Source organism: Actinomycetospora aeridis (assembly GCF_037400275.1).
Lineage (GTDB): Bacteria > Actinomycetota > Actinomycetes > Mycobacteriales > Pseudonocardiaceae > Actinomycetospora > Actinomycetospora aeridis.
On sequence record NZ_JBBEGL010000002.1, the window covers coordinates 621,242 to 643,456 of the forward strand.

Below are 22,215 nucleotides of genomic sequence, written 5' to 3' on the forward strand. Positions count from 1 at the left end.
TCCACGACCTGGTCGGCGAAATCTCACCGACCCTATCCGAGGCGGGGCCCGTCAGCGGGCGTCCGGTGGCCTACGGCGCGAGGGCGTTGAGCAGCTTCGAGACGACGATCCCGATCACGATCCACACGACGGCCGCGAGACCGAAGTTCAGGATGATCCGCAGCGACTCGCTGGCCGGGATGAAGAGATCGCCGATGCCGAGCGTGAGGTTCGAGGCGAGGTCACGGAAGAAGATCGTGATGCCGTTCGCCGGGTTGGCGCCCGCCACCGCGAGGACCACGTGGATGACGAGGATCGCGGCGAACAGCACGGTCAGGATGCGGACGACCGAGGCGGCAACGGTCAGGACCTTCCGGGTGAGCGCGCGGAGGTCCTCTCCGGTGTGTGAACGCCGCTGTTCGGACGTCTCGGTGCTCGCATCCTGCGCCATGCGGGTCATGATGGCACGACAAGTGACCCGCCGGTAGCCAGGGTTGCGACCTGTGTCACGAGCGGTTCGTCGCCGCAGTTCAACGGTGTGGTGAGCAGGTCGGGAAGGTCACCGTCGGGCGCCCGGGGTACCCGGCCGGCGTCGCACGGGTCTACCGTGGACGGCGATGTCTCGCGCGCTCGCAGTCCTCGGACTGCTCCTTCGCCGCCGCGGCGGGGTCTGAACGGACCGGCCCCTCGCCGCGGGTGATGCGTGCTGCCGGTCGCATCCCTCGCAGTGCTGCAGGCAGGAGCGCGACCCACCATGAGCATCATCCCCGGCTCGCCGAGCGACGAGCCCATCGCCGACATCCGCTCGACCGTCGTCCATCCCGACGGCGAGATCCCGGGCGACCAGGCGGCGTGGAACACCCAGCGGCCGAGCCGCATGCCCGTCGACCGCTACAAGCCGTTCGCCGACCTCGTCGAGAAGGTCTCGCTGCCGGACCGCACGTGGCCGGACAAGGTCATCGACACGGCGCCGCTGTGGGGCGCGGTCGACCTGCGTGACGGCAACCAGGCGCTGATCGACCCGATGTCGCCCGCCCGTAAGCGGCGCATGTTCGACCTGCTCGTGCGCATGGGCTACAAGGAGATCGAGGTCGGCTTCCCGGCCGCCTCGCAGACCGACTTCGACTTCGTCCGCGAGATCATCACCCAGGACGCCGTCCCCGCCGACGTCCGCATCCAGGTGCTGACGCAGGCGCGTCCCGAGCTGATCACGCGCACGTTCGAGTCGCTCGAGGGCGCGCACTCCGCGGTCGTGCACCTCTACAACTCCACCTCGATCCTGCAGCGTCGGGTCGTGTTCCGCTCCGACCGCGACGGCATCACGAAGATCGCGACGGACGGGGCGGCGATGGTCCGCGCCGAGGCCGAGAAGCGCCCGGGCACCGACTGGCGCTTCCAGTACTCGCCGGAGTCCTACACCGGCACCGAGCTGTCCTACGCCAAGGAGATCGTCGACGCGGTCGGCGACGTCTGGGAGCCCACGCCGGAGCGCCCGATGATCGTCAACCTGCCGGCCACGGTGGAGATGGCGACGCCGAACGTCTACGCCGACTCCATCGAGTGGATGCACCGCAACCTCGCCCGGCGTGACTCGATCATCCTGTCGCTGCACCCCCACAACGACCGGGGGACGGGCGTCGCCGCCGCCGAGCTCGGCGTCCAGGCGGGGGCGGACCGTGTCGAGGGCTGCCTGTTCGGCAACGGCGAGCGCACCGGCAACGTCTGCCTCGTGACCCTGGGCATGAACCTGTTCAGCCAGGGCATCGACCCGCAGATCGACTTCTCCGACATCGACGAGGTCCGCCGCACCGTCGAGTTCTGCAACCAGCTGCCCGTCGCCGAGCGCCATCCCTGGGGCGGCGACCTCGTGTTCACCGCCTTCTCCGGCTCGCACCAGGACGCGATCAACAAGGGCCTCGCCGCGATGGACGCCGAGGCGGCCGCCGCCGGGCACACGCGCGACGAGCACCCCTGGGAGGTCCCGTACCTGCCCATCGACCCGAAGGACGTCGGCCGCACCTACGAGGCCGTCATCCGCGTCAACTCGCAGTCGGGCAAGGGCGGTGTCGCCTACCTGATGAAGACCGAGCACCAGATGGACCTCCCGCGGCGCCTGCAGATCGAGTTCTCGCGGCGCGTCCAGGAGGTCACCGACACCGAGGGGGGCGAGGTCTCCGCCAAGGAGATGTACGACATCTTCACCGAGGAGTACCTGCAGCGCCGGGTGCCCCTGGAGCTCGTCAGCTCGCGGGTCTCGACCCACGACGACGGCAAGGCCGAGCTCGAGGCGACGCTGAAGGTCGAGGGCGACCTGCACGACGTCACCGGCGTCGGCAACGGCCCGATCGCCGCCTTCGTCGACGCGCTCGCCTCGGTGGGCTACGACGTGCGGGTCCTCGACTACGCCGAGCACGCCATGTCGGCCGGCGACGACGCCCGCGCGGCCGCCTACGTCGAGGCCGCGGTGGGCGACGTCGAGGTCTGGGGCATCGGCATCGACGGCTCGATCCTCACCGCCTCGCTCAAGGCCGTGGTGTCGGCGATCAACCGCGCGATGCGCTGAGCCTGGGCTGGCCACAGTCGGACACAAGATCTGAATCTGTGGAGCGATTGCCTCGCTGAGCGGAACGATCGCTCCACGATTCCGGATCTTGGTGTCCGGGCGAGCACAGTCGCGGGTTCACGTACTCCGTATCCCTGAGCTCAGGGCACCCGTGTCCTCGGGACACGGGTTCGCGGGGTGCCCGTTGAGCCCCGCGCCGGCTCCGCGTGCCGGATCGGTGGCGGATCCCCTATCGGGCGGGGGACCCGCCACCGGGGCCACGACGAGCGTCGTGACCGGTCTCAGCGGGGCAGGTCGAACTCGCCGGCCTTGACGCCGGCGACGAACGCCGCCCACTCCGCGGACGTGAACCGCAGCGCCGCCGCGGACTTGGTGTCGACGACCCGGACCTCGTCGCCCTCGACCGCCACGCCGACGCAGGCACCGTCGGTGCAGAAGCTGCTGGTTCGCACGTCCACGGTGCGCACTCTCCCCTGTAGGTGATCTCCGCGGCGACGAAGTCTGGCGCACGGGTGGACACCGACCGCACGCAGGTCCGGATCACGGCTGCTCGATGCGCCGGATGGCGTCCTTCATCAGGGGAATGGACTCCTTCTCCGAGAGCGCGGCGGCCTTCAGCGCACCGAGCCGGGCGCTCCGCTCTGCCACCCTCACCGGTTCGTCGAGAAGCTCGCCCGCCGTCTCCGGCTGCTCGACGTAGATCATGTCCCCGCTAAAGCCGTCGTACTCGAGCCGCGCGAAGGAGTCCCTGCTCGAGGGCAGGAGACCCGCAGAGAACGGGAGAACGCGGACGTCGACGTGCTCGGCCTCAGCGATCGCGATGAGGTGCTCGACCTGAGCCCGCTGTGTTCGTGGTGATCCCACCACGCGATGCAGGACGGACTCGTCGAGCACGCAGTCGAAGGTCAAGCCGTGATCGGCGGTGAGGGCGTCCTGTCGCCTCATCCGCACCTCGGCGAGACGTTCGAGCGCATCTGGTGATGCGCCCGAGGCGTATCCGTTGCGCAGGACCGCGAGTGCGTAGTCCCGCGTCTGGAGAAGGCCGTGCACGAGGTGCGGTTCGAAGGCTGTGATCCGGAAGGCGTCCCATTCCAGCTCGACGTAGGTAGCCATCACCGGAGGTAGGACGTCGCTGTAGTCCTGCCACCACATCCTCGCCTGGCCGGTCTTCGACCAGCTCAGCAGCAGGGTCCGGGTGGCTTCATCAGGGACCCCGTAGATGTCGAGCATGTCACGGACGTCTCGCGTACGCGGGATTCCCTTCCCATTCTCGAGCCGGCTGATCTTCGACGGCGAGCACTCCAGCCGCCGGGCCACGTCCTCGAGCTTCAGCCCGACGCCCTCGCGCAGCCGCTTGAGCTCCCCGCCGAGGCGGCGACGGGTCACCACGGGGCCCGGTGACCAGGTCATCCGCGCCTCCTCCCGCTCCGCCGACCTCGGTGCGCACACGGTAGACCGCGCACAGCCATGTCGTCACGCAATCGTTGCGTGCAATTGCAGGATTCACTTGTGCTGCGGCATCACACTGGGCACTCTCAGAGCACGGGCCGCCGGATCGCCGGAGCCGTGTCAGCACGACTCGACGGGAGGCAGAGATCATGACCGTGACGAGGAGCGAGCGCCGATGGCGTCGCCGCGGGATCACCCGCGGGCGACGATGACCGCCATGACGATCATCGTTCTGGTGATCGTCTTCTGGGCCCTGTTCGTGGTGGGTGTGCTGGTGGGCATCTCGATGCACCGCGAGGCCACCCGGCGGCGCAGCGGCCGCCTGCACCGGGCCGCGATGGACCTCGGCCGGGTCGAGGTGACAGCCGGGCGCACGCCGGCGCGGGGCCGGGATCTCTGCTAGGAGCAGCTAGAGAGCGCGGCGACCTGCGAGGGCGCGGCCGAGCGTGAGCTCGTCGGCGAACTCGAGGTCGCCGCCCATCGGCAGGCCGGACGCCAGCTTGGTGACGGTCAGCCCCGGGAAGTCGCGCAGCAGGCGCACGAGATAGGTGGCCGTGGCCTCGCCCTCGGTGTTGGGGTCCATGGCGAGGATGACCTCGGTGATCTCCGGCTCCCCCCCTTGATCACTGCCGGCACCGCCGATGCGGGTGAGCAGCTCGCGGACCCGCAGCTGGTCGGGGCCGACGCCCGAGAGCGGATCGAGCGCCCCGCCCAGCACGTGGTAGCGCCCGCGGAACTCGCGGGTGCGCTCCACCGCCATGACGTCCTTGGGCTCCTCGACGACGCACACGAGCGCCGCGTCGCGCCGGGCGTCGGCACAGATACGGCAGCGGGGTCGCTCCGAGACGTTGCCGCAGACCTCGCAGAAGACCACGCCGACCTTGACCTTCTGCAGGGCCTCCTGCAGGCGGGTCACGTCGGCCTCCTCGGTGGCGAGGAGGTGGAACGCGATGCGCTGGGCGCTCTTCGGCCCGATCCCGGGCAGCCGGCCCAGCTCGTCGATGAGGTCCTGGACCGGCCCCTCGAACACCCGGGACTACTGCCCGGGCAGGCCCAGCCCGCCGCCCATGTCCCCGAGCCCGCCCGCGAGCGGGCCCATCTTCTCCGCCTGGAGGTCGGCCGCCGCCTGCGCGGCGTCGGCGAGCGCCCCGACCACGAGGTCCTGCAGCGTCTCGACGTCGTCCGGGTCGACGACCTTCGGGTCGATCGTCACGGCGCGGATCTCGCCGGCCGCGGTCTGGGTGACGGTGACCAGCCCGTTGCCCGCCTGGCCGGTGACCTCGGCCTCGGCGAGCTCCGCCTGGGCGGACATCAGCTGCTCCTGCATCGCCTGCGCCTGCTGCAGCAGCGCGCCCATGTCCATGCCTTCAGGGTTCTGACCGGGTTGCACGTCACCAGCGTAACCACGCCCGCACCCTCGCCGTCGCACCCCGCGACCAGGCAGGCTCAGCGGCGATGACCACCGCGAGCGACACCCTGCTGCACCGCCTCCTCGACGCGACCACGTGGCGCGCCTTCGACGTGGACGCCGAGGGGCGCATCCTCGCCGGGCACGACGCCTCCGGGTCCGTCCAGCTCGTCGAGCTGCGTCCCGAGGGGACCCGGGTTCCGCTGACGGCACTGCCCGGCGCGGTCTCGGGGCGCTACCTCCCCGGCCGGCGACGGATCGTCGTGTCCCACGACGCGGGCGGCAACGAGCGCGCGCAGCTCTCGCTGCTCGACCCCGACGCCGTCTCCGAGGGAGCGGACCCCGTCGGCGAGGACGGGCTGACGCCGCTCGTGCACGACCCCGACCACATCCACGGCCTCGTCGAGGTCCTCGAGGGCGGGCGGGTCGTCTACGCCACCAACCGCCGCAACGGCGTCGACTTCGACCTCGTCGTGCGCGACGTGGACGCCGGCACCGAGACCGTCCTCTACGACGGCGGCGGGATGGTCGGCAACGCCGCGGTCTCCCCCGACGGGACGCGCGCCCTCATGACCCGGCCCGGCGTGCCCGCGCTCAGCTCGCAGGTGCTGCTGCTCGCCGGCGACAGCGTCACCGAGCTCACCGGCGCCGACGAGCACGCCCGCCACCTCTCGCCGGAGTGGCTGCCCGACGGCACCGCCGCCGTCGTCACCACCGACGCCGGGCGCGACCACCTCGGCGTCGCCCGCCTCGACGTCGCCACCGGGGCCCTGACATGGCTCGTCACCGACGAGGCCCACGACGTCGCCGCGCGCCTGTCCCCCGACGGCCGGCTGCTGCTCGCCGTCACCGACGACGACGGCGCGAGCCGCCTCGCCGTGCACGACGCCGACGGGACGTTCCTGCGCACGATCGCGCTGCCGCCCGAGCTGCGCGGCGGCGTCGCCGACTTCCTCGCCACCCCGCGCTGGTCGCCGGACTCCACCGGGCTCGCGATCACGTGGACCGACCCGGCGACGCCCGCCGACGTCCTGCTCGTCGACGCCGCGCGCGGCCGTGCCGCCGTCGTCGCGTCGTCCCGCGAGCCCCTGGCCGCGTCGCTCCCTCCCGGCGTGGACCTCGTCGACCCCACCAGCCACGGCGTGCCGACGCCCGACGGCGAGACCGTGCCGTGCTTCGTCTACCGGCCCGCGCAGCCGTCCGGGTCGAGCGTGACGATCGTGCACGGCGGGCCGGAGGGTCAGTCGGTGCGCGCGTTCTCGGCGATCGTGCAGGCGCTCGTGGGCGACGGGCACACGGTCCTCGTGCCCAACGTGCGCGGCTCGGTCGGCTACGGAAAGCGCTGGTACTCCCTGGACGACGTCGAGCGCAGGCTCGACTCGGTGGCCGACCTCGGGGCCCTGCACGCCTACCTGCCGACGCTCGGCCTCGACCCCGCCCGCGCGGCGCTGTGGGGCGGGTCCTACGGCGGCTACATGGTGCTGGCGGGCGTCGCCTTCCAGCCCGACCTCTGGGCCGCGGGCGTCGACATCGTCGGCATCTCCTCGCTCGTGACGTTCCTGGAGAACACCTCGCCGTACCGGCGCGCCCACCGTGAGCGGGAGTACGGCTCGCTCGAGCGCGACCGCGACTTCCTCGAGCGCGCCTCGCCGCTGAACCGGATCGGCGACGTCCGTGCGCCGCTGTTCGTCATCCACGGCGCCAACGACCCTCGCGTCCCGCTCTCCGAGGCCGAGCAGGTCGCGACGGCCGTGCGCGCCAACGGCGTCGAGGTCGAGATGGCCGTCTACGACGACGAGGGCCACGGGCTCGCGAAGCGGGTCAACCGGCTCGACGCCTACCCGCGCGCGGTCGCGTTCCTGTCCCGCGTGCTCGCGGGCTGACGGCACGGGCCGACCGCCATCCGATCTCCCGGCGCTGCTCACCGCACGTTCATCCCCCGCCCCGACAGGTCCGGTGGGGTGACGGTGTCCGCGATGCCGAGCGATGCCGGAGCGCCCCTGCGATGCCCTTCCCTCGACCCCGGGTGCTGGTCCTCAGCGCCGCGATCGGCCAGGGCCACGACGGCGCGGCGCGGGAGCTCGTGCGGCGACTCGACCGCCGTGGCGTGGCCGCCCACGTGCTCGACTGGACCGACCTGCTCCCCACCTGGGGCCGGCGAGCGCTGCGGGACCTCTACGCGCCGTCGGTGCACCACACGCCCGCCCTCTTCGACCGGATCTTCACCGACCTCGAGCACCCGCGACGGCCGGCGAGCGTCGTCACGCAGCGGCTGATCCGGGCCGCCGAGGAGCCCGTCCTCGACGCCGCGCGCGACGTCGACGCCGTGGTCACGACCTACCCGCTCGCCGGGCAGACCCTCGGTGCGCTGCGGGCGATCGGGCGCCTGGACGTGCCGGCGCTGACGTACCTCACCGACCCCGCCGCGCACCGCCTCTGGTGCCATCCCGGGCTCGACGAGCACCTCACGGTCACCGACGCCACCGCCGCCGACGGCGCGCGCTACGGCGTCCGGCTGCGCAGCGTCGGGCCGCTCTGCGCGCCGCGCTTCTCACGCCCCATGCCCGTCGCGACCCGCGGACGGGTGCGCGCGGAGCTCGGCGTCCCCGACGACGCCCCGGTGGCCCTGCTCGTCTCGGGCTCCCTGGGGATGGGCGAGGTCGAGAAGGCCGTCGACGCGCTCGGCCGGCACCCGCGGGCGTGGTCCGTGGTCGCCTGCGGGCGCAACATCAAGCTCCGCGCCAGGCTTGCCGACCGGGAGCGGGTGGTGACACTGGGCTGGCGCGACGACGTGCCCGAGCTCATGGCGGCCGCGGACGTCCTCGTCCACAACGCCGGCGGGCTGTCGTTCACCGAGGCGCTGGTGGCCGGGCTCCCGGCGGTGACCTACCGCCCCATCCCCGGGCACGGCCGCGCCAACGCGGCCGTCCTCGACGAGGCCGGGATCGCGCCGTGGCTGCGGGGCCCCGACGAGCTCGTCGCCGCGATCGACCGCTTCGGCGTCCGGCCCCTGCGCCGCCGCCCGCCGCGGCCGTGGTGGACCGAGGAGCGCGACGCGTCCGCCGCCGTCGCCCGTCACGCCGGCGTGCTCGGGGAACCGGCGCTCTCCGCGGTGGGGTAGCCGTGCTCGCCGTGCTGCTCGCCCTCGCCTCCGCCGCCGCGGCCGGTGCGGCGGTGGTCGCGCAGCAACGGGCGACGCACGAGCTCGGCGGCGCGGCGGATCACCGGCTCCTGCGCCGCCCCTGGTGGCTGGCGGGGACCGGTGCGTCGGTGGTGGCGAGCGCGCTGCAGGCCGTGGCGCTGGCGCAGGGGGCCGTGGTGGTCGTCCAGGCGCTGCTCGCGACCGCGGTCGCCTGGACGACGGTCGGCGAGTCGCTGCTCGCCCGCCGGATGCCCGGGCGCGGCCCGCTGCTCGGCGTCGGGCTGGCGATGCTCGGCCCGCTGCTGGTCGTCGTGCTGATCGGGTCGGTCACGGGCTCGGGCGTCGTCGACCTCGCGAGCACCCCGGTCGTGCTGAGCCTGCTCGGTGTCGCGGTCGTCGTGGCCGCCGGGCTCGCGTGGGCGCGGCGGCGGCCCGGCGCGGCGGGGGCACTGGGCCTCGCCCTGGCGTGCGGGGCCGGCTACGGGCTCGCCGCCTCCCTGCTCGCGGTCCTCGCCCGCGATCCCGGTGCCGTGCTGACCGACCCCCAGCACGCCCTGGCCGCGGTGCTGCTGCTGGTCGTCGGCCCCGGGGCGTTCGTCCTGAGCCAGCGGGCGCTCGCCCGGGCCCGCCGCGCCGGGCCGGTGGTGACGGTCATCCTGCTCGCCGACCCGCTGGTCGCCACGGCGATCGGCGCGACGTGGTTCGGCGAGCGCCTCGCCCTCGACGCCCCGACCACGCTCGGCGTCGTGCTCGCGGCGGGCCTCGCCGTCGTCGGCGTGCGGCTGCTCGACCCGGCGCCGGAGCGCCCGCCTGCCCCGACCAGGCCCCGGTGATCCGACCGAAGGTGCCGTTCGATCAGAACGGCGGGCAGCGCACCGACCCGGCTCCGGAGCGCTCGGCCGGCCGCGCTGACTAGCGCCCGTCGACCCGGCGTGCGCCGAGCTGGGAGGTCAGCAGCTCCATCGCCGCCTCCTCGGGGTCGACGCGCGCCCCGCCGGAGGCGCCGCCCGGGTCGGCGGCGGCCTCGTTGTACATGTCCTCCTCGGTGACCTCGCCGTCCTCGGGCGGGGGCTCCGGGGGCGGCGGGACGTCCGACGGACCGGGCGCCGGCCGGCTCGGGCGCTGCGGCGGGGCGGCGGCCTCGCGGTGCTGCTCCTGCGCCGGGGGGCCGGACCGGTCCGGCGGGGCGTCCTCGCGCCGGGGACGCTCGGGGCGGCTCGGGCGCTGCGGCGGGTCGGGCCGCTGGCGGGCGGGCGCGGGGCGTGCCGGGGCCCCACCGCCGTCGCCGGCGCCGTGGACCGCCTCCACCCGCCACTGCCCCGACAGCACGGCGCCCAGCGCCGCGGCGACGTGGTCGGCGCGGTTCGGCTGGGAGAGCTGACGCGCCAGCGGGGGCGTCGGCATGCCGAGGGTGACGGTGGTGCCCTCGACCGCCGTGACCGTCGCGTTCTGCAGCAGCGCGTGGGTGGGCTTGTTGCGCTCGCGGACCTGGTTCATGACCTCGGGCCACACGCGCCGGAGGCCGGCCGCATCCATGGCACCGGGCGCCGGCGCCGCGGCCGGCGGCTCCTCACGGGCGGCGGGCTCGGGACGCGCCGGCGGACGCCGGTCCTCCCGCGGCACGTCGCGGGGCGGGTCGTCGCGGCTCGTGACGGTGGAGGTCTGCCGGTCGGTCGGCGGCTCGACGGTGGCGTCCTGCTCGTCGGCCCGGGGCGGCGCCTGCTGCGTGGTCGGCGGCGGGGTCTGCGGCGGGGCCTGCGGCGACGATGTCTGCGGCGGCGCGGACGGGGCCTGCGACGGGCGCGTGAAGCGGGCCGGCTCGTCCGCGCCCTCGGCACCCGCCCCGGCCGGGGCCCCGCCGCCCGAGGCCCCCAGCGCGAGGCGCCGCTCGACGCCCTCGAGGCGCTGCACCATCGCCGCGTCGGTGGACGACGCCGCGGGCAGCAGCATCCGGGCGCACACCAGCTCGAGCAGCAGGCGCGGCGCGGTGGCGCCCCGCATCTCGGTGAGCGCGGTGTGCACGAGCTCGGCGTGGCGGGCGAGTGCGGCCGGACCGAGGCGCTGGGCCTGGTCGACCATCCGCTCCATCTCGTCGGCGGGCACGTCGACCAGCCCGCGCTCCCCCGCGTCCGGCACGGCCTGGACGAGGATGAGGTCGCGCAGGCGCTGGAGGAGGTCGGCCGCGAAGCGCCGCGGGTCGTGCCCGGCCTCGACGAGACGGTCGACCGCCCCGAAGACCGCGGGGCCGTCCTGCGCCCCGAGCGCGTCGACGACGTCGTCGAGGATCGCGACGTCGGTGACCCCGAGCAGGCCGACGGCGTGGGCGTAGGTGACCCCGGCGTCGTCGGCACCCGCCAGGAGCTGGTCGAGCACCGACAGCGAGTCACGCGCCGAGCCCCCGCCGGCGCGGACCACCAGCGGGTAGACGGCGGGCTCGACGGTGACGCCCTCGTCGGCGCAGATGCGCTCGAGCAGGCCGCGCAGCGTGCTCGGCGGCAGGAGGCGGAACGGGTAGTGGTGGGTGCGCGACCGGATGGTCGGCAGCACCTTCTCCGGCTCGGTCGTCGCGAAGACGAAGATCAGGTGGTCCGGCGGCTCCTCGACGACCTTGAGCAGCGCGTTGAACGCCGCCGTGGTGACCATGTGGGCCTCGTCGATGATGAAGACCCGGTACCGGGAGCTGACCGGCGCGAAGTGGGCGCGGTCGCGCAGCTCGCGGGCATCGTCGACGCCGTTGTGGCTGGCCGCGTCCATCTCGGTGACGTCGAGCGAGCCGGGGCCGTTCGGGGCGAGCGCGACACACGACTCGCAGACCCCGCAGGGATCGGGCGTCGGGCCCTGCGCGCAGTTGAGCGACCGGGCGAGGATGCGCGCGCTGGAGGTCTTGCCGCAGCCGCGCGGGCCGGAGAAGAGGTAGGCGTGGTTGACCCGGCCCGCCGACAGGGCGGTGCGCAGCGGATCGGTGACGTGCTCCTGGCCGACGACCTCGGCGAACGTCGACGGCCGATACCTGCGGTACAGCGCCAGAGCCACGAGGCGAGGCTACGCGGAGGGTCCGACGGCGAGGGACCGGACCGGAGGAGAGATGAAGGGGACCCCGCGCACCCGCCAGAGCCCGCTGACCCTTGCTGCCTTCCGGCCCTGGGGGAGTTCACAGGATGGACGCCGCGCGGGGTCCGGTGCCCACTGTAACGGAGTCGGCGAGCGGCACCCGGCCCCCGGGTCGGCACGGGCGAGGGCTGTATCGTTCCCCGCGGAGGATTGGCCGAGCGGCCTAAGGCGCACGATTGGAAATCGTGTTGGGGGAGACTCCTCACGGGTTCGAATCCCGTATCCTCCGCTCTCGCGATCGACACCGACGCCGACCGGACCCCCTGCGGGCCGGTCGGCGTCGCGCTGTCACGGTGGTGGCGTGCGCGGATGCCTCATCAGCCTGCTCGTCCTCGTCGCCGTGCTCGTCGGCGTCGACTTCGGCGCGCGCTGGATCGCGGAGGACCGGGTCGCGGTGGCCCTGCAGGACGCCCTCTCGCTGCCCGCCGAGCCGGACGTCAGCGTCCGCGGCTTCCCGTTCGTCACCCAGGCCCTGTCCGGCCGCTTCGACGACGTCGGGCTCTCGGCGCCGCACATCCGCTACGGCGAGCTGCGCGACATCACGCTGACCGCCGACCTCTCCGGGGTGTCGCTCCCGCTGCAGAACCTCGTGAACGGGCAGGTCCGCGAGATCCCGGCCGACCAGGTCGTCGCGTCGGCGCGCGTGAACCCCACCGACCTCGCCCGCCTGCTCGACGTCGGTGAGCTGACGATCGAGCCCCTCACCGAGGCCGACCTCGAGCAGCTGCGCGCCGCCGCCGACGCCGACGACTCCGGGGCGTCGGGCAGCAGCAGCGCGCTGGCCGGCGTCGACCCCGCCAACGCCGTGCGCCTGGACTCGACCCGGACGGTCGGCGGGCAGCAGGTCCAGGTCTCGGTGATCGCGACCTTCCGTCTCTCCGGCGGCCGGATCACGCTGCAGGCCCGCGACATCCGCGCCGAGGGCGGGGAGGGGCAGACCGGGCAGGCGGCCGCCGCCGCGCTGCGCCGGCAGCTCTCCGGCTTCTCGACCAGCGTCGACCCCGGGCAGCTTCCCTTCTCGATCACCGCGACCGAGCTGCGCGCGGAGGACGGCGAGCTGGTGGTGTCCGGGACGGCGCGCGACGTCGACCTGCTGGCCCGCCCGGGGTCGTAGACGGCCGCGCTGGGAAGGTGAGCCGTATGCAGGACATCCGCTGGGGCATCGCCGGGCCCGGTCGCATCGCCGAGAAGGTCGCCGACGACCTCGCGCTGGTCGAGGGCGCCTCCCTCGCGGCGGTCGGGTCGCGGTCGGAGGAGCGGGCCCGGGCCTTCGCCGACGCCCACGGCGGCGGCGCCGGCACCCGTGCCCACGGCAGCTACCGCGCGCTCGTCGACGACCCCGAGGTCGACGTCGTCTACATCGCGACGCCGCACCCGCAGCACGCGGAGCTCGCCGTCGCCTGCCTCGAGGCCGGCAAGGGCGTGCTCGTGGAGAAGGCGTTCACCGCGACCCTGGCCGGGGCGTGGCGGGTGGTCGACACCGCCCGCACCCGCGGGGCGTTCGCGATGGAGGCGATGTGGACGCGCTTCCAGCCCGCGGTCGTCCGGATGCGCGAGCTCATCGCGCAGGGCGCCATCGGCGAGCCCCGCTCGGTGCAGGCCGACCTCGGGACGGTCCGCGACGTCGACCCCACCGACCGGCTGTTCGCCCCGGAGCTCGGCGGGGGCGCGCTGCTCGACCTCGGCGTCTATCCCGTGTCGTTCGCGCAGATGGTGCTCGGCACGCCGGACCGCGTCACGGCCGTCGCGTCCCGCGAGACCACGGGGGTCGACGCGGACGGGGCGATGCTGCTGGCGTTCCAGGACGGCCGTTTCGCGACGCTGCAGACCTCGTTCCACAGCCCCTCGCCGGGCCAGGCACGGGTCTTCGGGACGACGGGCTGGATCGACGTGCTCCCGCGCTTCCACCACCCGAGCACGATCGTGCTGCACCACGACACCGACGACCCCGGCGAGCGCATCGAGCTGCCCGCCACCGGCGCGGGGTACTTCCACGAGCTGATCGAGGTCACCGAGTGCCTGCGCGCCGGGAGGACCGAGAGCACGGTGATGCCCCTCGACGACACGCTCGCCGTCCAGGGCGTGCTCGCCGAGGCCGCCGACCAGCTGGGCCTCGTCTTCCGGGAGGACGACACCGCCGTGTGACGCGGCCCCCTACCCTGCACGCGGACGGCAGGAGGACTCATGGCCGATCGTGAGCAGGAGGCGGTGGCGGGCGCGCGCGGCACGTCGCCGCACAGCGGTCTGCGCCGCGCGACCACCGAGAGGGCGATCCTCGACTGTCTGGCGGCCGAGGACGGGCCGCTGACCCGCGCCGAGCTGTCGCGGCGCACCGCCATCTCGCCGCCCGCCATCAGCGAGGCCGTCCGCCGCCTGGAGAGCGACGAGGTGCTCGTCGCCGTCGGCCCGCGCTCCGGGGTGCCGGGTGCGGTCGCGACCCTCTACGACCTCGCGCCGGGGGCCGGCGTCGTCGTGGCGGTCGAGATCAACCGCTCGCTCGTGCGGACCGCCGTCGGCGACCTCGCGGGACGCAGCCTCGAGCGCGCCGACCACGACCCGCCCGACGACGGCCACGTCGCCCCGCGTCTCGACGAGGTCCTCTCCGCGCTCGGCGAGCGCTGGCGCGCCGACGGACGGCCGATCCGCGCGGTCGCGGTGTCGATCGCCAACCCCGTCGACCCGGCGAGCGGCCGCGTGGTCCAGCTGCGGGAGTCGGCGTTCCCGGCCGGGGTCGTCGGCGTCGAGGACGTGCGCGGCGTCGACCCGGCGATGGTCGTGCTCGACAACGACGTCAACTTCGCGGCCCTGGCGGAGCGCGACCACGGCGCCGCGGCCGACACGGCCACCTTCGCCTACCTCTACGTCGGCGAGCGGCACAGCGTCGGGCTCGGGCTGGTCGTCGACGGCGTGCTGGTCCGCGGCGCGCGGGGGCTCGCCGGCGAGATCGGCTACCTCCCGGTCGGGGAGGGCACCGGGCGGTTCCGGTTCGGGGAGGCCGTCGCCGCCCACGGGCTGGCCGCTCCGGGCCCCGTCGACGAGGCGACGCTGGAGCGGGCCGGCCGCACGCTGGGCGAGGCGGCCGTCGCCGTGTGCGCGACGATCGACCCCGCGCTGCTCGTCCTGGGCGGCCCGGTCGGCCTCATCCCCGGGCTCCGGCCGCACGTCGAGGCGACGGTGGCCGAGCTCGCGCCGCGGGAGGTGCCCGTCGTCGCCGGGGCCCTCGGGGAGAGCGCACCGCTGTGGGGCGCGCTGGCCGAGGCCCGCCGGCTCGCCTGGGAGAGCCTGGTCTCAGGACGGGGGTAGCCAGCGGGCGGCGTCCTCGACGAGCGCCCGCTGGGCGGCGTGGTCGGCCCGGGCCGCCGCGTCCGCGTCGCGGTGGGTGTCGAGCAGCACGTGGGTGGCCCCGAGCTCCCGCAGCTCGTCGAGGTCGGCACGGATCTGGTCCGGGCGGCCCTCCCCGACGAGTCGGTCGCCGTCGGCCCGGTGCTCCGTGGTCGGGTGCAGGACGACCCGCGGCGCGAGCGCGGGCGCGGGGCGGCCCTCCGCGTCGGCGGCCGCGCGCAGCGCGGGCAGCCCGGTCGCGCGCAGCCAGCCGGCGGGGACGCGCAGCGGGTGCCAGGCCTGCCCGAACCGCGCGGCGCGCCGGCGGGCGGCGGCGCCGTTGCCCCCGATCCACAGCGGCGGGTGCGGCGTGCGGTGCGGACGGGGCCGGGCGTCGACGTCGGTGAAGGCGACGTGGCGCCCGGCGAAGCTCACGACGTCGTCCGACCAGAGCGCGAGCAGGGCGCGCAGGTACTCGTCGGTGACCTCGCCGCGCCGGCGCGGGTCGAGCCCGAGCGCGGCGAACTCGGCGCCCGCCCAGCCGACCCCCACGCCGACGATCAGCCGGCCGTCGCTGAGCTGGTCGAGGCCCGCCAGGCTGCGCGCGGTCAGCAGCGGCTCGCGGTAGGGCACGACGAGCACGGTCGTGCCGAGCTCCACGCGGCGGGTGACGCCCGCGAGGTAGCCGAGGAGCGTCAGCGGTTCCCAGAACGGCCCGGGGTACGCCGCGGTGACGTCCGGGGTGGCGGCGACGTGGTCGCCGACCATGAGGAAGTCGAACCCGGCGTCCTCGACCACCGCGGCCCACGCGCGCAACGAGTCGGCGGTGGCGGCGGGGCCGAAGTTGGGGACGGTGACGCCGATCCTCACCGGCAGGCCTGCACCGGGACCTCGTCCCACGCCATCCGCACCGTCTCCCCCGAGCGCCGGGCGGCCTCGGCCGCCCAGACGATCCGGTGGCTGGTCAGGGCCTCCTCGATCCCGGTGAGGTTGCCCGACTCGTCGCCGTCGGCGACGCCCTGCAGGAACGTGCGCACGAGCTCCTCGTCGCCCTCGTGGTGCGGGGCGCGGCCGTCGCCCACGGACAGCGTCTCGACGGCCTGGTCGGGGTGGGCCCGGAAGTCGTGGAAGCGCAGGACCCCGCCGTTCGCCTCCACCGCCCCGTGGGTGCCGAACACGCGCGTCTGGCGGGGGGCCTGGTCGGAGAACGCCGTCACGGTGTGGGTCGCGGTGATGCCACTGTCGAACTCGAAGGCGACGACCTGGTGGTCGACCACGTCGTTGTCGCAGCGGTACACGCAGCGCCCGTAGGGGCCGTCGCGCAGCGCCTCGTCGAGGGCCTCGGGGGTCGGCACGTCGGTGACCGCGCCGAGCAGCTGGTGCTCCCAGTCGGGGTCGCCGAGGCAGGAACGGTACAGCCGCGGCGCGGAGTACGGGCAGGTCGGCTCGATCGCGCAGTCCAGGCAGCGGGCCGCGGCCCCCTCGGGCTGGCGGTCGGACCGGAAGTGGCTCAGCCGGCCGAAGGACGCGAGGCGGGAGGGGCGATCGCCGACGAGGTGGGTGAGCAGGTCGATGTCGTGGGAGCACTTCGCGAGCAGCAGCGACGACGCGAGGTCCTCGCGGCGCCAGGACCCGCGCACGTAGGAGTGGGCGAAGTGCCAGGCGCCGACCGGCTCGAGGTGCTGCACCGACACGAGGTCGCCGATGCGACCCGCCCGCAGGGCCGAGACCAGGGCACGGGTCGAGGGCGCGTACGGCAACGGGTGGGAGATCGTGAAGTGCACCCCGGCGCGGCGCACCGCCTCGGCCACCCGCAGGGCCGCGGGCTCGTCGGGCGCGATCGGCTTCTCGCCGAGGATGTGGATCCCGCGCTCGGCGAAGGCGATCGCCGGGCCGGCGTGGTCGTGGTCCTGGGTCGCGATGACGACGACGTCGACGAGCCGCTCGGCGCACGCGGCGAGGTCGGTCCAGTGCGCGAAGCGCGCCGCCGCGGGCACGTCGTGGGTGTCGGCGAGCCGCTCACGCCGCTCGCGGACCGGCTCGGCGATCGCGACGACCCGGCCCCCGGCACGGGCGACGTTGCGCGCGTGCAACCGCCCCCGACTCCCGGCGCCGACGATCCCGACCCGCACCGGTCCTGACCCGAGGCCCACCCGCGCTCCCCCCTCTCACCGACCCTCGTCGGCGGCCGCGCCGCTACTCTCTCCGGACCTCCCATCCTGCCCCCATCGGGGGACACGACGCTGCCGGGTGAGGGCGGCCACTTCACGAACGACACGTCCAACGAACGATCGTTCAGGGCCGCGGGCGCCACAGCGCACCCTCGAGGGCCTCCGGACTCCCCGGCGGGGCCGCGCGCAGGGCGCGGAGCTCGTCGGTGTGCTCGGCCATCGCGAGCGCCGCGGACGCGGCGTCGAACGCGTCCTCGCTCGCGACGACGTCGTCGAGCAGGTCCGGCGGGATGCGCGGGTCGTCGCCGGCGACCGCGCGCCGCGCCGGCAGCGAGCGCTTCACCACCGGGCCCGTGTGCACGCGGGGGTAGACCTCGAGCAGGGTGGCGGGCCCGGCGGCGTCGAACGGCCAGACCGCGAATCCCGCCGCGCGCAGGCGGGCGAGGTGGGGCATGCCGCGCAGCGAGCCGGTGCCCACCGCGCCCGCGCCGCCGATCTGGAACGTCGACGACGGTGTGTACCCGTCGGCGCGCAGGTCCTCCTCGGTGCGGCGGAACCGCGGGCGCGCCGGGTCGTCCGGCGGCCGCGGGGTCGCGCCGCGTCCCCAGAACGGCGGCCGGCACTCCCGCAGCCAGCGCTCACCCTCGCGCCCGACCAGCTCCCACAGCGCCGCCACGTCCGCACACCCGTGCTCGCGGGCGAACCACGCGGGCAGCGCGAACGAGAAGTCGAGCCCGGCGACCACGGGGCCCGCCGCGGCGCGCTCGCGCAGGAGGTCGGCGACGTCGTCGCGGTCCAGTCCGGCCCGGACCTCGACGAGCCGGCCGGGGACGGCCGACGCCACGCGGATACGCCGGTGGGCCGCCCGCGCGTCGCCCGACCAGTCCACCGCGATGACGTCCATCCAGCCCTCCCGCCCGAAATCCCGCACAGCCGTTCAGCGTGCCGCGGCGACCGTTCGACGCGTCGTGCCCACCGCTGGTCCCGCTCAACCGACCACCACGCTTTCCGGTGGCCCTTCGTCGCACCGATTGCCGGGCCCACGACGGCGGGGTTGAGTCCACGCGGGCCGTTCACCGCAGCTGCAGATGCGCCGAACGGTCTCCTTCGTTCATCGCTTCGCGAGGAGACCACTCATGTTCCGTCGTACTGCCGCGATCGTCTCGCTCTCGGGCGCGGGGTTGCTCGCCGCCTCCGGCCTGGCGCAGGCCGACCCCGTCGTCGTGGACGACGACGACCCGGGCACCGTCGTCGTCAACCAGGGCGACTCGGGGCTGAACCTGCTCAACGGCCTGACCGTGCCCGTCCAGGCCTGCGGGGTCGAGGCCGGCATCCCGATCCTCTCGGACGTCCTCGGGCCGGACGACGAGGCGCCGGACGCCACGTGCAGCGTGGTGGAGGACGCCGAGGACGACTGACGACCCGACGACCGGCGGCTGCGCGTGCGGTCCGGACGGCCCCGAGCCGTCCGGCCTGCCCGCGGTCGCGCCCGTCGGGGCGGCGTCAGCCGACCATGACCCGGGCGGCCGGCGACTCCGTCGCGGTGACCGCCGGGATCCGCAGCCGCACGGCCGTACCGACGCCGGGCCGGGTGTCGACGTGGACGTCGCACTGCGAGCCGAACGTCGCGTGCAGCCGGCGCGAGACCTCGGCGATGCCGCCGTGGCGCCGGTCGACCTGCGACGCGGTGCGCGTGGCGTCCGGGCCCATGCCGGCGCCGTCGTCGGAGACCGTGATGACGCAGTCGGACCCCGAGCCGGACGCGAAGACGCTGACCGACCCGCCGCCGGGCACCGGCTCGATGCCGTGGCGCACCGCGTTCTCGACCAGGGGCGCCACGACGAACGGCGGCACGAGCACGCCGCGGACCTCCGGGGCGACGGCGACCTCCGCCCGCAGGCGCTGACCGAAGCGGGCCTGCTCGAGGGTGAGGTAGCGCTCGGCGTTGTGGAGCTCGTCGCCCACGGTGGTGAGCTCGCCGCCGGAGCGGAACGAGTACCGCGTGAAGTCGGCGAACTCGGTGAGCAGCTCGCGCGCCCGTCCCGGGTCGGTGCGCACGTAGGACGCGATGGCCGTGAGCGTGTTGTGCACGAAGTGGGCCGAGAACCGCGAGCGCAGCGCCGACTCGACGTCCTCGGCGGAGGGCACGGCGACCACGTCGGCGGGCGTGGCGGCGGGCGTGGAGGCGACGCGGCGCGGGGGCGGCGCGGTGGTCCCGCCCGGCCCGTCGGCGATCTCGAGGGCGTCCAGCTCCAGGTCGGTGTCGACCACGGGCGCGGACAGGACGGGCGCCGCGACCGTGGCGGGGTGCGCGGAGCGCAGGCCCTGCCAGGTGGGCCGCTCGAGCAGCCCGGTCGCCGTCCAGCGCCGGTGCTCGACCTCGCCGACGAGGCGCGGCGCCAGCCAGTGCACCTCGCCGCCGTCGTCCTCGGGCAGGGTCGTCGCGAAGGGGCTGGCGGGGCGCTCGAGCGGCGCCAGCACGGCGTCGAGCTCGCGGCGCGCGGCCGCGGTCACGCCCGTGACCACTCGGCCCGAGTAGCTCAGCCCCGCCTCGCCGGGCACACCCACGAGCAGGGCGCCGACGGTGCCCGGTCGCCCGCGGGCGGGGATCCAGCCGCCGACGATGACGTCCTGCGAGCGCCGCACGGGCGTCTCGATCCAGCTCCGCGACCGTCGCCCGACCTGGTAGGTCGACTCGAGGCGTTTCGCCACCACGCCGTCGAGCCCGTAGCGCCGGGCGGTGCTGACGACCGCGTCGGCGGCGACACCGGTGAAGGACGGCGGGATCACGACCCTGCTCCCGGAGAGATCGAGCTCCGCGAGCAGCTCGCGACGCTGGCGGTAGGGCAACCGGCGCGTCGAGGTGCCGGCCACCTCGAGCACGTCGAACACGTAGAAGGACACCGGGACCTGCGCCTGCAGGATCTCCGACGGGTGGGCCACGCGGTGGCGGCGGCGCAGCTTGCCCGCGCTCGGGCGCCCGACCCCGTCGAGCGCGACCACGACGCCGTCGAGGACGAGGCCCGCGGTGCTGGTCCACGGGGCCTGGACCCCGAGCTCGGGGAAGTGCGACGTGACGTCGCGGCCGGCGTCGGTGACGAGCCGCAGCCCGGCCGTGCCGGTCGAGGCGAGGCAGCGCAGCCCGTCCCAGACGAACTCGAACGCCCAGCCCGCGCCGCGCGGGATGTCGCCCGCGCTCGCGACCATGGGCCGTCCCGGCGGGGTGTCGGTGCTCGCGCCCGCGGCGTCGGCGAGCCCCGTGGCGAGGGTCGCCACATCGGTCATCGGCGCCACCTCCCCGACACGTCCGAGCACCGCGCCGACCCGTGATCGCCGGCTCGGTCCACGGTAGTCGGGTGGTGCGACGGTGACACCGTCGTCGCGGACGCGGCGCGCGCGGACTGCGACCGGGGACCACCGAGACGCGACGAACGGTGGAACGACCGGTGGCGACCGGGGGAGGACCCGCTAGGTCGCCACCAGACCGACCGCGACGACCGTCGACGGCCGTGCCGGCACGGGCCCCGTGGGCTCGATCGACACGGCCCACCCGCGGGGTCCGGGGTCGCCCGGCGTGCCCGGGCTGCCCGGACCCGGCACACCGCTCGCCGCGGCGACGGGGCGTGTCATGCCATCGTCGGGGTCCATGACGGCCACCGCCTCCGGCGCGTTGCCGGGCAGCCCGGTCGCCCACACGACGTAGTCGCGCGCGGTGCCCGTGGGCGGGAGGTCCACGGCGACCAGCCGGATCGGCGCCGACGCGTCGCCGGGGTCGACGACGACCGCGGCCGGGGTCCCCGCCTCGGAGCGCAGCACGGTCGTGCTGGCCCCGGGGTCGCGGGAGCGGGCGTCGTCCACGACACGGTCGGCCTGGTCCGCGAGCACCGTGGACGGGTCGTCCGACGGCGGCGACTGCGTCGGCAGGACGCCCTGGGCGACGATCAGCCCGACGCCGAGGACGACCGCGGCGACGAGCCCGCCGACGGCCGTCAAAAGGCGCCGGCGGGGGCGCGGGGCCTTCTCCGGCGGCGCGGGCGCGGGCGCGCCGGTCGGCGGAGGCGCAGGGACCGACCGCCGCGGCGCGGGCCCGGGCTCGGCGCGGGCGGCGTCGACGATCCGCTGCCGCAGGTCGGCCGGCGGGTCGAGCGGCGGCACCGCGCCGCCGAGAGCGGCCACGACGTCGAGGGCCTCGTCGTGGGCGCGGCGGCAGACCGCGCAGGTCGGCAGGTGGGCCGTCAGCGCGCGGTCCTCGTCGGGCTCGAGGGCGGAGAAGGCGTGACCGACGGCGTCGTCACGCAGCGCACAGCCGCTCACGCGAAGTCACCGAGCGCGTCGGCCGCGGAGGCGCCCAGCACGGGTCCGAGCAGGACGCGCAGGCGCGCCACGCCCGCGAACATCCGCGACTTGACGGTGCCGATGGGCACCCCGGTCAGGCTCGCGACCTCGCGCTGCGAGTAGCCGCCGTAGTAGGCGAGACCGAGCGCGGTGCGCTGCTCGGTCGGCAGGCGCTTCAGGGCCGCCCGCACCTGCTCGCCGATCACCGACCCGACCGCCTGGCGCGCCGCCGACGGTCCCCCCGCCGGCACGCCCTCGTCCGGCTCGCCGGTGGTGGGGTGGTGCCGGCGCCGGGTGGCCTCGCGGCGCACCGCGTCGACCGACTTGTGGTGCACGAGCGTCATGAGCCAGCTCGCGACCGTGCCGCGGCCCGGGTCGAAGCGGCCGGGATCGCGCCAGAGCGCGAGGAAGACCTCCTGCACGACGTCCTCGGCGAGGCCCTCGTCGCCGCAGATCCGCCGCGCGAGCGAGTAGGCGGGCCGTCCGTAGCGCTGGTAGAGCGCGTCGAGGGCCGCCTTCTCCCGCCCGTCGAGCCGCCGGACCAGCGCGGCGTCGGCCGCCGCCACCCCGCCCTCGGGGACGACCTCGGGAACGACCTCGGAGACGACCTCCGTGCCGGCCTGCGCGTCCGCACGGACGGGTGTCAGGGGCAGAGCCACCTCGACCACCACGGCCACCTCCTCGTCGGGTTCCTGGGCACCGTTCGCCCAGGGGTCGCCGACGGTTCGGCCGTTCG

General features: G+C 75.2%; 21 protein-coding genes, 1 tRNA gene and 1 other RNA gene. 10 read left to right on the forward strand and 13 right to left on the reverse strand.

Annotated features, from left to right (window positions below; all coding sequences use genetic code 11):
* Positions 1-70: 70 nt before the first annotated feature.
* Positions 71-430 (reverse strand): hypothetical protein, encoded by a 360-nt coding sequence (locus WCD41_RS08550; protein ID WP_337712978.1) that lies wholly within the window; start codon positions 428-430, stop codon positions 71-73.
* A 303-nt stretch (positions 431-733) separates the two neighbouring features.
* On the opposite strand from WCD41_RS08550, the gene leuA reads away from it, so the two are divergent.
* Positions 734-2,542, forward strand: coding sequence for a 2-isopropylmalate synthase (gene leuA, locus WCD41_RS08555; RefSeq protein WP_337712979.1), 1,809 nt, complete (start codon positions 734-736; stop codon positions 2,540-2,542).
* Between the two features lie 281 nt (positions 2,543-2,823).
* Here leuA and WCD41_RS08560 read toward each other — a convergent pair whose 3' ends face one another.
* Together WCD41_RS08560 and WCD41_RS08565 are read right to left on the reverse strand one after the other, a co-directional pair.
* On the reverse strand, positions 2,824-3,000 hold the full coding sequence (locus tag WCD41_RS08560; protein WP_337712980.1) for a DUF397 domain-containing protein: 177 nt from the start codon (positions 2,998-3,000) through the stop codon (positions 2,824-2,826).
* Between the two features lie 82 nt (positions 3,001-3,082).
* Positions 3,083-3,952, reverse strand: a complete 870-nt coding sequence (locus tag WCD41_RS08565; RefSeq protein WP_337712981.1) for a helix-turn-helix domain-containing protein — start codon at positions 3,950-3,952, stop codon at positions 3,083-3,085.
* A gap of 256 nt (positions 3,953-4,208) precedes the next feature.
* On the opposite strand from WCD41_RS08565, the gene WCD41_RS08570 reads away from it, so the two are divergent.
* Positions 4,209-4,394, forward strand: a complete 186-nt coding sequence (locus WCD41_RS08570; RefSeq protein ID WP_337712982.1) for a hypothetical protein — start codon at positions 4,209-4,211, stop codon at positions 4,392-4,394.
* A gap of 6 nt (positions 4,395-4,400) precedes the next feature.
* Here WCD41_RS08570 and recR read toward each other — a convergent pair whose 3' ends face one another.
* Positions 4,401-5,021, reverse strand: a complete 621-nt coding sequence (gene recR, locus WCD41_RS08575; protein WP_337712983.1) for a recombination mediator RecR — start codon at positions 5,019-5,021, stop codon at positions 4,401-4,403.
* Positions 5,022-5,027: 6 nt separating this feature from the next.
* The gene (locus WCD41_RS08580; RefSeq protein WP_274283592.1) at positions 5,028-5,348 is read right to left on the reverse strand and encodes a YbaB/EbfC family nucleoid-associated protein; all 321 of its coding nucleotides are present in this window, start codon (positions 5,346-5,348) and stop codon (positions 5,028-5,030) included.
* A gap of 98 nt (positions 5,349-5,446) precedes the next feature.
* Between WCD41_RS08580 and WCD41_RS08585 the strand changes: the two genes are divergently transcribed.
* The 3 genes from WCD41_RS08585 (at position 5,447) to WCD41_RS08595 (ending at position 9,374) form a co-directional block, all read left to right on the forward strand.
* Positions 5,447-7,282, forward strand: coding sequence for a prolyl oligopeptidase family serine peptidase (locus WCD41_RS08585; RefSeq protein ID WP_337712984.1), 1,836 nt, complete (start codon positions 5,447-5,449; stop codon positions 7,280-7,282).
* Positions 7,283-7,425: 143 nt separating this feature from the next.
* Positions 7,426-8,520, forward strand: a complete 1,095-nt coding sequence (locus WCD41_RS08590) for an MGDG synthase family glycosyltransferase (protein WP_337712985.1) — start codon at positions 7,426-7,428, stop codon at positions 8,518-8,520.
* A 2-nt stretch (positions 8,521-8,522) separates the two neighbouring features.
* Positions 8,523-9,374: a DMT family protein gene (locus WCD41_RS08595; RefSeq protein WP_337712986.1), complete on the forward strand. Its 852-nt coding sequence runs from the start codon at positions 8,523-8,525 to the stop codon at positions 9,372-9,374.
* A 79-nt stretch (positions 9,375-9,453) separates the two neighbouring features.
* Here WCD41_RS08595 and WCD41_RS08600 read toward each other — a convergent pair whose 3' ends face one another.
* Together WCD41_RS08600 and ffs are read right to left on the reverse strand one after the other, a co-directional pair.
* Positions 9,454-11,574, reverse strand: coding sequence for a DNA polymerase III subunit gamma and tau (locus WCD41_RS08600; RefSeq protein ID WP_337712987.1), 2,121 nt, complete (start codon positions 11,572-11,574; stop codon positions 9,454-9,456).
* 52 nt (positions 11,575-11,626) lie between these two features.
* Positions 11,627-11,723, reverse strand: an RNA gene (gene ffs / locus WCD41_RS08605) — signal recognition particle sRNA small type.
* Positions 11,724-11,796: 73 nt separating this feature from the next.
* Between ffs and WCD41_RS08610 the strand changes: the two genes are divergently transcribed.
* From WCD41_RS08610 to WCD41_RS08625, 4 genes are all read left to right on the forward strand, one after another.
* Positions 11,797-11,881 (forward strand) — tRNA-Ser (locus WCD41_RS08610).
* Positions 11,882-11,953: 72 nt separating this feature from the next.
* A complete protein-coding gene (locus WCD41_RS08615) occupies positions 11,954-12,766 on the forward strand; it encodes an LmeA family phospholipid-binding protein (protein ID WP_337712988.1) in 813 nt (270 codons plus the stop codon).
* A 26-nt stretch (positions 12,767-12,792) separates the two neighbouring features.
* Positions 12,793-13,797 (forward strand): Gfo/Idh/MocA family protein, encoded by a 1,005-nt coding sequence (locus WCD41_RS08620; protein WP_337712989.1) that lies wholly within the window; start codon positions 12,793-12,795, stop codon positions 13,795-13,797.
* A gap of 39 nt (positions 13,798-13,836) precedes the next feature.
* Positions 13,837-14,955, forward strand: coding sequence for an ROK family transcriptional regulator (locus WCD41_RS08625; RefSeq protein ID WP_337712990.1), 1,119 nt, complete (start codon positions 13,837-13,839; stop codon positions 14,953-14,955).
* Here WCD41_RS08625 and WCD41_RS08630 read toward each other — a convergent pair.
* From WCD41_RS08630 to WCD41_RS08640, 3 genes are all read right to left on the reverse strand, one after another.
* Complete coding sequence (locus tag WCD41_RS08630; protein ID WP_337712991.1) at positions 14,941-15,843, reverse strand: TIGR03619 family F420-dependent LLM class oxidoreductase; 903 nt, start codon at positions 15,841-15,843, stop codon at positions 14,941-14,943. The genes WCD41_RS08625 and WCD41_RS08630 overlap by 15 nt on opposite strands.
* The gene (locus WCD41_RS08635) at positions 15,840-17,126 is read right to left on the reverse strand and encodes a Gfo/Idh/MocA family protein (protein ID WP_337712992.1); all 1,287 of its coding nucleotides are present in this window, start codon (positions 17,124-17,126) and stop codon (positions 15,840-15,842) included. Before WCD41_RS08635 ends, WCD41_RS08630 begins: the two co-directional genes overlap by 4 nt.
* Before the next feature lie 142 nt (positions 17,127-17,268).
* On the reverse strand, positions 17,269-18,048 hold the full coding sequence (locus WCD41_RS08640) for a hypothetical protein (protein WP_337712993.1): 780 nt from the start codon (positions 18,046-18,048) through the stop codon (positions 17,269-17,271).
* A gap of 232 nt (positions 18,049-18,280) precedes the next feature.
* Between WCD41_RS08640 and WCD41_RS08645 the strand changes: the two genes are divergently transcribed.
* Positions 18,281-18,562 carry a hypothetical protein gene (locus tag WCD41_RS08645; protein WP_337712994.1) on the forward strand — a complete coding sequence of 94 codons (282 nt, stop codon included), beginning with the start codon at positions 18,281-18,283 and terminating at the stop codon, positions 18,560-18,562.
* Between the two features lie 85 nt (positions 18,563-18,647).
* On the opposite strand, the gene WCD41_RS08650 is transcribed toward WCD41_RS08645, so the two are convergent.
* The 3 genes from WCD41_RS08650 to WCD41_RS08660 all read right to left on the reverse strand — a co-directional run bounded on the left by WCD41_RS08650 (position 18,648) and on the right by WCD41_RS08660 (position 22,150).
* Positions 18,648-20,429, reverse strand: coding sequence for an ATP-dependent DNA ligase (locus tag WCD41_RS08650; protein ID WP_337712995.1), 1,782 nt, complete (start codon positions 20,427-20,429; stop codon positions 18,648-18,650).
* Between the two features lie 183 nt (positions 20,430-20,612).
* Positions 20,613-21,458, reverse strand: a complete 846-nt coding sequence (locus WCD41_RS08655; RefSeq protein WP_337712996.1) for an anti-sigma factor — start codon at positions 21,456-21,458, stop codon at positions 20,613-20,615.
* A complete protein-coding gene (locus WCD41_RS08660) occupies positions 21,455-22,150 on the reverse strand; it encodes an RNA polymerase sigma factor (protein WP_337712997.1) in 696 nt (231 codons plus the stop codon). The genes WCD41_RS08655 and WCD41_RS08660 overlap by 4 nt, the downstream gene beginning before the upstream one ends.
* Between the last annotated feature and the right edge of the window lie 65 nt (positions 22,151-22,215).

What these genes read in the sequence shown, in the direction of transcription:
- WCD41_RS08640 (WP_337712993.1), bottom strand. Translation starts at nt 18,048, where the DNA reads ATGGACGTCATCGCGGTGGACTGGTCGGGCGACGCGCGGGCGGCCCAC.
- WCD41_RS08625 (WP_337712990.1), top strand. Translation starts at nt 13,837, where the DNA reads ATGGCCGATCGTGAGCAGGAGGCGGTGGCGGGCGCGCGCGGCACGTCG.
- leuA (WP_337712979.1), top strand. Translation starts at nt 734, where the DNA reads ATGAGCATCATCCCCGGCTCGCCGAGCGACGAGCCCATCGCCGACATC.
- WCD41_RS08650 (WP_337712995.1), bottom strand. Translation starts at nt 20,429, where the DNA reads ATGACCGATGTGGCGACCCTCGCCACGGGGCTCGCCGACGCCGCGGGC.
- WCD41_RS08645 (WP_337712994.1), top strand. Translation starts at nt 18,281, where the DNA reads ATGTTCCGTCGTACTGCCGCGATCGTCTCGCTCTCGGGCGCGGGGTTG.
- WCD41_RS08620 (WP_337712989.1), top strand. Translation starts at nt 12,793, where the DNA reads ATGCAGGACATCCGCTGGGGCATCGCCGGGCCCGGTCGCATCGCCGAG.
- WCD41_RS08580 (WP_274283592.1), bottom strand. Translation starts at nt 5,348, where the DNA reads ATGGGCGCGCTGCTGCAGCAGGCGCAGGCGATGCAGGAGCAGCTGATG.
- WCD41_RS08565 (WP_337712981.1), bottom strand. Translation starts at nt 3,952, where the DNA reads ATGACCTGGTCACCGGGCCCCGTGGTGACCCGTCGCCGCCTCGGCGGG.
- WCD41_RS08570 (WP_337712982.1), top strand. Translation starts at nt 4,209, where the DNA reads ATGACGATCATCGTTCTGGTGATCGTCTTCTGGGCCCTGTTCGTGGTG.
- WCD41_RS08585 (WP_337712984.1), top strand. Translation starts at nt 5,447, where the DNA reads ATGACCACCGCGAGCGACACCCTGCTGCACCGCCTCCTCGACGCGACC.
- WCD41_RS08550 (WP_337712978.1), bottom strand. Translation starts at nt 430, where the DNA reads ATGGCGCAGGATGCGAGCACCGAGACGTCCGAACAGCGGCGTTCACAC.